General features: G+C 37.0%; 1 protein-coding gene. It reads right to left on the bottom strand.

Annotated features, from left to right (window positions below):
* Positions 1-236: 236 nt before the first annotated feature.
* Entirely contained in the window at positions 237-5,285 is a 5,049-nt protein-coding gene (locus AC3DU7_RS24060; protein WP_488041827.1) for a DEAD/DEAH box helicase, read from the bottom strand.
* Between the last annotated feature and the right edge of the window lie 45 nt (positions 5,286-5,330).

Genomic DNA, 5,330 nt, shown 5'->3' with positions numbered 1-5,330 from the left:
GGCGTTGCTGAATTAGGGTATGATTTTGCCCCCGAGCAAGCCAATTTTGGGGGGATAAAACTCTAAAAGTCCCCCAGAATTGGGGGATGCGCGGGGGCATGGACTAGAACCAAACAATCGCGCATTCATACTTCAATTCAGCAACGCCCAATTTGTAGTACAAACCATATACTTTATTATAAGTAATTATCCGCAATTCGTAGCTCCCCCGGAGGGGGAACATGATATAAATTACCTCAAACCCAAGAAGCTAACTCATCTAACTGCGCTGTCAAATCTAAATCATAGCGCAAGCGACAAACGTGATAACCAGCAGTAAATTCTAAATTTTCATCATTGATGCGGTCTTTTTCCTGTTGTTCGGGAGTATCGTGAACCGAACCATCACAGAAAACAGCAATTTTTTCTTTTTGGTAAACAAAGTCTGGCTGACAATTAGCTTCAGGAATTAATACTTGAGCATCGTTAGGTAATTTTATCCCCCTCTGATAAATTTCTTTCAACACAATACGTTCAAACTCAGATGATGAGTCAGTTTTTTCTAATAGTTGTTGATAATGTTCGTCGCGAGATTTACCTTGACTATGACGCATAATATTACTATTAGTTAATTTTTCCAAAAAAGGTTTAATTAAATGACGGTTTAATAGATGATGATCAAATTGATTTCGGTAAGATAATAAGCATTCATAACAAGCAACACTACAACTTTCTTTAGGTTGTTTGAAGTGACAAATATCTAGTGCAGTCTTGGCTAAATGTTGAAAAGATTCGGGATTTTCTATTATCTGGGATAAAACACCAGCTCCACCTTCGGCAGCTTCCCAGAATAATAAATATTTTCCTTCACCTAACTTTTCTGATGCTAGTTCGTTTTCTTCTAATTTATAATCAGCTTGAATTGCTCGTTCTAAAGCATATTGCAAAGTGGTGAGAAAAGCTTCAGAATTTTCTTGGAGTAAAATATCTTTTTCCGGCTGTATAACCAAAATATTGCAAGTTTCTTGTACTAATAAATGTACTTCTGTATCTAACTTATCTAAATTTTCTGTTTCCGATTTACTATCACCCCAAAAACCAGTAGCAGTATCTAATTTAAAACCTCTTTCCTTGCCTCGTTTTAACCCTCGGTTAATTCTCCAAATATCTGCCGTTTCTCCTAATGTCAATTTGAGCAATTTTTGACCATCATTACTAACAACTTCTGCTGATTCTTGACGTTGTTCTGCATAACGGAAATGAGTAGTAATATTATAACCATATTTGAGGCGTTCTTCTTCATCACTGGTAATGCGTTCTCTCCTCCGTGTCAGAGCTGTTTCCATCTGTAAAACTTTGGTTAGTGTTGGTAAGTTGCCATAACTATCAGATTTAAATTTAGCTCCACAATTAGAACAAAGGTCTCGATTAAAATCTTCACCTTCGTGAAGATAACCACAGTTGAAACATAATTTTACCCTTTTATAGTCTATTCCACTGACAGGAATTTTCGTTTTGTTAATTTGAAATTTATTACCTTCATAATAAACAATATTAGTAGGTGCTAATTCTCGAATAGCAACCACACGGGGACGGGCAATAAATTCTCCGCCGTTACTATCAGGAATATAAGCTCGTACTGGTAAACGAGGAAAATTAAACCCTGGTAAAAACCCCTCAGCAGCAAAGTAGCGGTAGGGATAAAATTCAAACTCACTGCTACTGCGTTTATTTGACATTGACTGACCTATTAATAGATCGATTTGTCTTTTGGCCTCTTTTTCTGATGTTTCAGCGTTGATACGGTCTTCTGTACTTACATTACCTCTGTTAGAGCGGTCAATAATACGTCGTGCTTCATCCCTCTGTCTGACTGCATCTTTATATAATTTTCGCCAGCGATCGCCAGCTTTATTAAATTCAATAATGGCATGCTTTAATATTGAAGATAACCATTCATACGAATACCATTTTGTGTTCTTTAAGTCACGCTGACAAAACTCATCTTCTAAAATTGTTTGTACAGCTTTAAGACATTTCTTCAGACCATCGGAAGTAAGTTTAAGTTGCGCTTTCAAGTCTTCCTTGAGGGGGTATCCTTCTATATCTAAATCTAAAATTTGATTCATGGAGTCACCCAAGTCAATACCAGTGTGAGCTAACCAGATAGAATAAATATGAGACTTAATTAGGTCTGGGTTAGCTAACTCTAATTTTGGTGGTGTAACTTCCCCAGCGACCATCTGTTGTTGTCGTTGATAAAAGTATTGGTCATGTCCGCTACCTGCTGCAGCGTAAGTAATAACTAAAGCTTGCTGACCACTACGACCAGCGCGACCGCTACGTTGAGCATAGTTAGCGGGGGAAGGAGGAACATTTCTTAAGTGAACGACGCTTAAATCTGCAATATCTATTCCTAACTCCATTGTGGGGGAACAAAATAAAGCAGATAATGCTCCTTCCCTAAATTTTGCTTCTCTATCTTTACGGTTTTGATTATTTACTTGACCCGTATGTTCTCGCCCTTCCATTGTCTTAATATTTTGCACATCTCGTTGATAGAATTGTTGGAAAAATTCATTGACTGGTATATTTACTTCCTCACTTCCCTGTAACCTTTTTGTCTTTAAAATATCTGGAGGAATTGTCTCGAATTTATCGGCTTTCCAAATCATAGACTCTACTATTAATTGCACTTCATTATCATCTTTGTATAAATAACCAGAATTAGCTAAAATATTTATCAATGCCTTGATTAAACTATCATAATCAGGTTCCGATGAAATAGTCTCATTTAACCAAGGCCACGCTCTATGAGAACGTAAAAACTGACCAATTTTACTCCGATAAGTTAACTTAAATTTTGCTCGACCTTGCTTATCATTTTTAGCGATAGTTGCCCAATTCGCTTCATATAATACTTCATCACTATCTATCCCCCATTTTTCATTCAATTGTTGTTCAATTTCCCGTTGAAAATTCCGAAATTCTTCTGCTTGTAAAAACTGAGCATCTATTACTAAATCTTTCCGGAGTTGGTCTAATACAGTTTTGATAACATCATATCTTTGTTGAGGCGTTGCTTGTAATAAAATTGGATGGGGATACTTTTGCCAAAGTCTTTTTTCGTGACAAACTTCCTCTAGACCATCATACTCAATAGTCAATAAACCAGTCTGTTCTAAATTGGGTTGCACAATTCGCCAACCCCGACGCAAGTCTGCATAAAGACGATATTCTACTAACTTTTCAAAAGCTTTTTCATTTCTCTTTTTTCCCGAACCAAATTCAGCTACTTGTCGAGCATAATCTGTTTGAGATAAACCTAAACATTTTACTACTTCTGAGGCTAAAATATTATGATTTAATTTACCATTAGTTTGTAGCGCTCTATTTAATCCAGACCGGAAAAAACTGGTTTGAATAAAATCATTAAAATGTCCTGCTTGTAATGAAGCATCTTGACGGTTGTCGGTAAAACTGAGAATTTTTGCTGCTTTTTGATCGATAATCTGATTAGCTTTTAACTTACTAACTGTAGACAAACATAATAAAGTTGTAGCAGTGCTGCGACCTTCCGTACTGAGACGAGAAAGTTTAGAATATTCTGTTTTTCGGCGTTCATAAACTATGCCACAATTGAGACAAGTTAAGAAAGGTTTAGGAATAAACCAACAGGATATAGGAGTAGAATCTTTATCTTGAGAAACCTCAGATAAATTAACTTTTCCATTAGGCAAAACAAACAATTTTATCGGGATAAATTTATCAAACTCTTTCTTAGCAACTCGACCTTTACGTTTAGTTACTCGAAACCAGTTATCGGGTAAACGGTCTTGGTCTGCTGTTCCCCATAACCCCGCTTCATCCATGGTAAGATAACCTTCCTGGGTGTCTTCATCCAAGTCCGTATCTACAGCAGTTGGTAGGAGAGGGGTAACAGTTGCTCCATTACTGTCGTAACGCACTGCATAATAGTCTTGACCGCATTCCCGACAAAACACCAAGGGATAAAGTAACTTATTATCTTTCTGATACTGACCTTCTAATGTCAGAAAACGTTGATCGCGAGATTCAATAGTTGCATAAACGCTACCCCCTTGAGAGATAAACTGATGTAGACGAAATGCCAACCCCCTAGTTTTGCTTCCCCACAGGAACATTTGTTTGAGAATGTCAACACAAGCAGTTACCGGAAAAGCGGTTTCATCAGATAATAACTTTGCTCCTCTTTCTAAAGTAATAGGGGAGCGACGCACTAAATGACCTTCCTTTTCCTCAATGCCAAAATTCATTTCTATCCACGCGCTGAGGGGATGTTGTTTAAAAGTGCTTTCCGTCCGTTGCTCTACTGGAGGTAAACCTGATGTGAGACTATTTTTTAATTCTGTGGTGTCTGGATAGGGTCTAGTTATTGCTTTTTCCAGAGTTTCATCAATGACATTTTCTACCTTTACCTCCACTCCAAATAACTTACTCGCAACACCCGCAACAGTCAGACGGCGGTTTTCTCGACTACCTTCTGTTGACATAGTAGCGGAGGTGCCAATACAAAGTAACTTTTTCCCACAACGTTGTCTGAGTTTACGAATAACTACAGCGACATCCGCACCCTGACGACCCCGATAGGTATGGAGTTCATCTAATACTAAAAATTTCAGGTTGGGTGATGTGACAAGTTTATCTTCATAGACACGAGTCAACATCAACTCTAACATTACATAGTTAGTTAATAAAATGTGTGGTGGGTTTTCTTGAATTTCACTTTTTCTACTGAGACTTTCTTGTCCGGTGTACTGTGCAACTTTAATATGACTAACATCGCTTAAAAATTTCTTAAATTCTTCTGTTTGAGAATTTATCAAAGCATTCATCGGATAGACTAATATTGCCCGGACTCCTTTGATTTCTGGATGCTCTAATAAATCGTTAATAATTGGCACAACATAGGTCAAACTTTTACCAGAACCAGTACCAGTTGTCAATACATAAGACTCATCTTTTTTAGCACAATTAAAAGCTTGTTCTTGGTGGCGATAAAAGTTAAAGTCGGGGAAATATTTTTGACAGTCTGGGTGGAAAACTTTTTGATTAATTAAATGATTAATTGTGGCACTACGTTGATAAGCTGGATTAATTTGTACAAGAGGAGGAGTCCAGAGTTGACCTTTATTTAATTCCTGTTGTACAAAGTCTTTAACTCTAGAGTCGCGAATTTTCAGAAAGCTTTCTATATAGCTGCGATATTCGGCAATAATTTCATCTCTGAAGTTGAAAATATCTAAGTTTGTAGAGGGTAATATCATGTTCGGATAATTACTTATAATAAAATTTTTGTTTGTAGTAGGGCT

It is taken from the genome of Okeania sp., from assembly GCF_983059655.1.
Note: the sequence above shows the minus strand (reverse complement) of the source record. Positions and strands in the feature narration are given on the sequence as shown.

What these genes read in the sequence shown, in the direction of transcription:
- AC3DU7_RS24060 (WP_488041827.1), bottom strand. Translation starts at nt 5,285, where the DNA reads ATGATATTACCCTCTACAAACTTAGATATTTTCAACTTCAGAGATGAA.